Raw genomic sequence first — 3,155 nt, forward strand, 5'->3', positions numbered from 1 at the left:
GCCGGTGTATTCCGAACTGGGGGTCAACCTCTACCAGTAAATGTACATGATCCGGCATAACCTCAAGTTCCAATATTTCACATTTATACTCAGTAGCAACGTCTTGTATAATTTCTTTCAGACGAAGGTCAACGCCCTTCACTAAAACCGAACGCCGATACTTCGGACACCATATAACATGGTACTTGCAAGAGTAAACTACGTTCAGGTTGCTCTTGTATTTTATGGTGTAATCGTTCATGCAAAGCATTATACAGATGCTATTTGTATAATGCAAGCGAAATCTAAGTCAAAACCAACTTCCCGCTTTCCTCCCCATGGCTAAAGCGAGGGGATTCTCGCGGTGTGGGGTTGAGCACGAATGGCTCACGCGACAAAAATGGCGTCGGTGACTTATCAGCCACCCCACGCCCAATCATCTTTCCATTCGCTTCCAGTGTCGCCGTGCAAAGGTCATTGGCCATAAGAGTGATGTTCTGGTCACACAACGCATGAACTGCTCCCGTTGCCCCGTCCGGGCTCACGGTGTCCACCCCAAACAGCCCCACATAATTCGCCAGTGACAACCCGTCTGGAGCCTTCACCGTAGTCATCTGGTCATCCGCCTCACGCACACTCAATTCCCGCAACTTCTGGTCAAAATTCACCAGCATTCCCTCAATGCGTGAATGCTCGGTATCGCGTACCCCAAGAACCTTTACTCGTGGCACCTCCTGCTCTTTGGTTACGGTGGATTCCCTGGCCTGCCCGATCTGCAATTCCTGTTCCTTTTGCAGGACATAGTTCATGGCTTTCTCGGCTTCAGACGCTGCCCGGAAGATTTCATTCTTGTCTTTCCGGAGTACATCGGCCCAACTTTGCACATACGCCTGGTGTTGCGTCATGTCGTGAGGAATGCCGGTTTTAACCGCCATGAAGGCACTGAAAATCTCGGCCCGGAGTTCTTCCCTGGCATAGCCTTCCGACCCGAACCGGTGCGCGCCCGTAATCCCTTCCCGGTTCAGACGCTGGGCAGCGCCGGTGGCGTGACCGATCTCGTGCAGAGCTGTGCCATAGTATCCTTCCACCGATTTGAAACTTTCGCGGGGTGGTAGTGAGACTTCATCACGTCCGGGGGAATAAAACGCATGGTGTGGATGCTCGGTAAAACCCAGGCCATCATTTTTCATGGCCGCCATGATCCGTTCGGCCCGCTCATTCGTGGGAATATCACGAGTAGGCTTATTTAGTGGAGGAATCTTTTCCAGGTCAGTACACTGTTCGACATTGAAGACCACATAGGATCGGGCCGTCATTCTGTCCAGATTCTTGTGAGCTTCATCATATCAAGCTGTTGCAGCCATTGTATTCACGCTCGGTCACCATGTTGCGAGGCATCCCAAGCTCCTGAGACTCCCATGGCTTGTTCCGGGGGATTTCGCCTTTGTCCAAGGCTTCAACCATTTTATCGGTGACTTCCTGACGGAGATCTCGGGGTTTTTTGACTTCTTTCTCATCAGTCATGATCAGGCCCTCATCAGAGCGAATTCGCCATCTTCTGGCGAGAGACCATAGTCACTCACGGGATCTTTGCCCAGCGGAATCTCCCAAGTCATGAATTCATCGGTAGCCTCAGCAGCTAAAAAGTACGGTATCTTCATACAGCCTCCTCTTTGAAGTTGGCCCCGGGGCGAGGCCATATCAGGACTCTGCAGGGAGGGAACGATGAACATGGCGTGCTTCGAAAAGAGTACAATCTGCGGCATGAACAGGTTTTCTATTACCGAAATTCTTGGGCTTCCAATACAGGAGCGTATCCGTCTCGTTGAGCTCATTTGGGACAGCGTGGCAGCGGTTCCTGAAGCCGTGGAAGTTTCTCCCGCATTAAAGGCTGAGCTCGAAGCACGCTTGAAGGAGTTTGAGGAGAACCCAGAAGCGGGTTATTCCTGGGACGAAGTAAAGTCGCGGATTAAAGATGGGTCATGGCTTTCCGCCTGAAATTTTCTTCGCGCGCTTTGCGCGAAACTGGCGAGGCTCAAGAGTGGTACGAATTGCAAAACCCCGGTCTCGGTGAGGAATTCATTGCGGCGGTGGAATTACAGTTAAAACGGCTTGAACAGGCACCGCTACTTTACGCCGAGGTAATTCCCGGTGTTCGCCGAGCCCTCCTTCCCCGGTTTCCTTATGGTCTGTTTTATGCCGTGCGGGGTGATCTCGTACATGTTTTAGCTGTCTTGCACGATGCTCGCAATCCGAATCGTTGGCCCCAAACCAGTTAATCCCGTGCTCAAAAGCACGACAGCGTGAAAAAGCTCGCCCCTAAAACCCCGGCACTAGCGCTCCAGCTCGGCCTCTCGCGATTTCTGCTCATGCCTGGCTGTGGTTTTATAGTCTTTTCTGGTTTTATCTTCCATTTGCTGGTCAATGTTGCGCGTGAGCAGTTGCTTCCGATCCTGCTCTCTCTCCAATTTTTTCCCGGTCAATTGCTCGTAGGATAACCTGCCAAGCTCCGTGAGCCGGGACTTCTCGTCAATCAGATCCGGATGTTTTCCACTACGAAGCAGTGATACCTGTTCCTCAGTCAGAACCCCGCTACTCCCAGCACTCCGAAGTGCCTGAGCTCCGCGCCAATCGAGTCGGGCCAGAACACAGTCTGCTGCAATACCCTCCTGATCGATGTAACCTTTGCGTCCGACGCCAGAAGAGCTTTCCTGGACAGATGACACTGGCATGGTCGATTCGGAATTTTGTCTTGCGGACTCAGTTCTTACTGCGGGATTTTGACCTCGTTGCCATTCTGCCTGTAAGTCCTGATTATGGATTTTGAGGCCCATCCTCCCAGCGATTTCAGCGGCTTTTACCAAGAATTCTGGGCTTCCCTTCAAAAGCAGGCCTTTGGTCATGTCGAATTTCTGCTCCGCCAAGCGCAAAGCTGCCTCGATTTCATGGTCTGCTGTGTTGATCAGGTCTACCTGTGCCCCACGGTCACTCATGACCCGTTCGCCGTTGCGCGCATAGTGAACGGCTTTGCCGTAAGCGGTAAGCCAGCAGCGTTGTATTCAGGGAGGATTGACCCCGGCATACTCCGATCATCAAGGATAGATGATCGGGAGGGGGTTACGAATGGCTGTGCTGGGTGAAACGATACAGATCGGAGCGCAGGGGGTTGTCTGCGA

Annotated in this window: 7 protein-coding genes; 2 read left to right on the plus strand and 5 right to left on the minus strand. The window is 52.2% G+C overall.

Annotation, left to right across the window (positions count from 1 at the left end):
• The 4 genes from tnpA to IV91_RS19540 all read right to left on the minus strand — a co-directional run.
• The coding region (gene tnpA, locus IV91_RS0112490) for an IS200/IS605 family transposase (RefSeq protein WP_031598932.1) at positions 1 to 241 on the minus strand (241 nt) is incomplete at its 3' end.
• A 43-nt stretch (positions 242 to 284) separates the two neighbouring features.
• Positions 285 to 1,295 (minus strand): zincin-like metallopeptidase domain-containing protein, encoded by a 1,011-nt coding sequence (locus IV91_RS16945; RefSeq protein ID WP_051862694.1) that lies wholly within the window; start codon positions 1,293 to 1,295, stop codon positions 285 to 287.
• A 25-nt stretch (positions 1,296 to 1,320) separates the two neighbouring features.
• Positions 1,321 to 1,503, minus strand: a complete 183-nt coding sequence (locus IV91_RS18930; protein ID WP_031598934.1) for an ArdC-like ssDNA-binding domain-containing protein — start codon at positions 1,501 to 1,503, stop codon at positions 1,321 to 1,323.
• Between the two features lie 2 nt (positions 1,504 to 1,505).
• On the minus strand, positions 1,506 to 1,640 hold the full coding sequence (locus tag IV91_RS19540) for a hypothetical protein (RefSeq protein WP_264753761.1): 135 nt from the start codon (positions 1,638 to 1,640) through the stop codon (positions 1,506 to 1,508).
• Between the two features lie 64 nt (positions 1,641 to 1,704).
• Here IV91_RS19540 and IV91_RS0112510 point away from each other — a divergent pair, with 64 nt between their 5' ends.
• Both IV91_RS0112510 and IV91_RS0112515 read left to right on the plus strand, forming a co-directional pair.
• The gene (locus IV91_RS0112510; protein WP_197456551.1) at positions 1,705 to 1,977 is read left to right on the plus strand and encodes an addiction module protein; all 273 of its coding nucleotides are present in this window, start codon (positions 1,705 to 1,707) and stop codon (positions 1,975 to 1,977) included.
• Positions 1,962 to 2,258, plus strand: coding sequence for a type II toxin-antitoxin system RelE/ParE family toxin (locus IV91_RS0112515; RefSeq protein ID WP_031598936.1), 297 nt, complete (start codon positions 1,962 to 1,964; stop codon positions 2,256 to 2,258). The genes IV91_RS0112510 and IV91_RS0112515 overlap by 16 nt, the downstream gene beginning before the upstream one ends.
• A gap of 54 nt (positions 2,259 to 2,312) precedes the next feature.
• Here IV91_RS0112515 and IV91_RS0112520 read toward each other — a convergent pair whose 3' ends face one another.
• Positions 2,313 to 3,038, minus strand: coding sequence for an LPD7 domain-containing protein (locus IV91_RS0112520; RefSeq protein ID WP_267880973.1), 726 nt, complete (start codon positions 3,036 to 3,038; stop codon positions 2,313 to 2,315).
• Positions 3,039 to 3,155: the final 117 nt, after the last annotated feature.

This window comes from Ferrovum myxofaciens (genome assembly GCF_000735045.1).
GTDB lineage: Bacteria > Pseudomonadota > Gammaproteobacteria > Burkholderiales > Ferrovaceae > Ferrovum > Ferrovum myxofaciens.

What these genes read in the sequence shown, in the direction of transcription:
- IV91_RS16945 (WP_051862694.1), bottom strand. Translation starts at nt 1,295, where the DNA reads ATGACGGCCCGATCCTATGTGGTCTTCAATGTCGAACAGTGTACTGAC.
- IV91_RS0112510 (WP_197456551.1), top strand. Translation starts at nt 1,705, where the DNA reads ATGAACATGGCGTGCTTCGAAAAGAGTACAATCTGCGGCATGAACAGG.
- IV91_RS0112515 (WP_031598936.1), top strand. Translation starts at nt 1,962, where the DNA reads ATGGCTTTCCGCCTGAAATTTTCTTCGCGCGCTTTGCGCGAAACTGGC.
- IV91_RS18930 (WP_031598934.1), bottom strand. Translation starts at nt 1,503, where the DNA reads ATGACTGATGAGAAAGAAGTCAAAAAACCCCGAGATCTCCGTCAGGAA.
- IV91_RS19540 (WP_264753761.1), bottom strand. Translation starts at nt 1,640, where the DNA reads ATGAAGATACCGTACTTTTTAGCTGCTGAGGCTACCGATGAATTCATG.